We start from the raw sequence: 1,536 nt of genomic DNA, 5'->3' as shown, positions 1-1,536 counted from the left end.
CTCTGTTTTCAGCCCGTCAAGCTCCGTATCGGAAAGAATGACATTGTGGTATCTGCCATAGGCGGCGGGGGCGGGGTGTCCCGTTTCTAACTCTCTCTCTTTTTCTATTTCTATATCTATCTCTTTCTCTATCTCTATCTCTGGTGGACAAATGTCCGCTCGATATGGTGGACATTTGTCCGCCCCTGTCTGCGGCAGGGCTTTTTGTTCCTGCAAAGCCAGCCGCGCCCTGCGCTTGCGCTCCCCCTCGGTAGAGGACTGGCCGATTAAAAGCTCAATGTTGCTCATGTAGAGTGCGCCGCTTGGCAAAGGCTCCACAAGCCCCAGCTTCATAAAGATTTTCAAAGCTCTCTCTACGGTACCTACCTGCTGGCGGGTAATGGTCGCAATCATCTGGGCGGTGTAGGGGATATTCTCGTCAAGCTGCAATTTCCCGCCGTTTTTCAGCGATTTCAAGTACAGCTTCAAGAGAATGTTGGAATAGATAACGCCGTCCTGCATACTTTCCAGCAGAACGATTGCATCATCGTCAAAATAGCTCTCTTTCAGCTTGAGGTAGTAATATTTGCGGTTATCTGCCATAGGCTGCGTCCTCCTTTTTCCAGCGTTTGGAATAATAGCGAGGGCATAGTATGATAACCGCCCGGAAGCTCTGTTTGCAGTCACGGGTGCAGCCCCGGCATAGGTCGTTGTAAGTGATACGGTTGCGGTGGTTGAGGAAGAAAGACCATTCCAGCCGCCGCTTCTTGCTCATTCTCGGCAATGGTAAGCTCCTTTCTGCCGTTCCTATCGGTGTAGCGGGATAGGGGGCATTTTCTGTATGTTCTCGGTATCATTTTCGGGCTTTTTCTGCCCTGTAAGCCCCGTTTGGAAGTCGGGGAGTATTGCGGTAAGGGTTCATATCATACCTGTATTTTTGTAGGGTTTCGGTATCATTTCGGGGCGGTCTTTAACGCTCCTGTTCACGCTTTTTCTGCTGGCTCGGTGCGCCCCTTAAAATCTGGTCGATATTGCGTCTGACTGTCTGAAGCTCCTGCGCCCGCTGGCGTTTCTCCCGGTAGTCGTTATATCCGGCGTTCTTCTGGACGGTAAGCTGCTCAATCTCCCTTTGCAGGGCTTTGCTGGCTGGCAGCTTGGTTATTCCATGCTCCCGGAAATAACGGGCGGCTGTGTCCGCTATGATAAAATCGCTTTCGTGCTGTTCCCGGTAGGCTCTCCGGGCTTTCTCCGATTTCTGCGCTTTCAGACCGTCACGGGCGGGCTTCGTGCCGATATAGCCCAAAAGGTTGCGCTGCAATTCCTTTTTCTCCCGGATAGCGGCTTCCAGCCCTTTCAGTCCGGCAAGGCTCTCCTGCGTGGCGGTGTTGGCTGCGGAAATGGCAGCGTCCAGCTCGTCCGGGGAAGAAAAGCCATACTGCTGGTAGAGCATGAGGGTAGCCGACATCTGTTTGAGGTTGTGCATGGTCGCCCACTTCTCATAGCCCCGTCCTTTCCCCTCGGCTCGCTTGGCGGCTATGTCTACCATGCGCTGTACAG

General features: G+C 53.1%; 2 protein-coding genes and 1 pseudogene. All 3 read right to left on the bottom strand.

Annotated features, from left to right (window positions below):
- Nucleotides 1-582: phage replisome organizer N-terminal domain-containing protein (locus HOLDEFILI_RS04805; RefSeq protein WP_006058352.1), on the bottom strand; the 582-nt coding region annotated here is incomplete at its 3' end.
- Nucleotides 572-763 carry a hypothetical protein gene (locus HOLDEFILI_RS20025; RefSeq protein ID WP_006058351.1) on the bottom strand — a complete coding sequence of 64 codons (192 nt, stop codon included), beginning with the start codon at nt 761-763 and terminating at the stop codon, nt 572-574. The genes HOLDEFILI_RS20025 and HOLDEFILI_RS04805, both read right to left, overlap by 11 nt.
- A 186-nt stretch (nt 764-949) precedes the next feature.
- Nucleotides 950-1,536: pseudogene (locus tag HOLDEFILI_RS20195) on the bottom strand (relaxase/mobilization nuclease); the annotation flags it as partial.

The organism is Holdemania filiformis DSM 12042, assembly GCF_000157995.1.
Taxonomy (GTDB): domain Bacteria; phylum Bacillota_I; class Bacilli_A; order Erysipelotrichales; family Erysipelotrichaceae; genus Holdemania; species Holdemania filiformis.
This window is presented reverse-complemented; position numbering and strand designations above follow the sequence as displayed.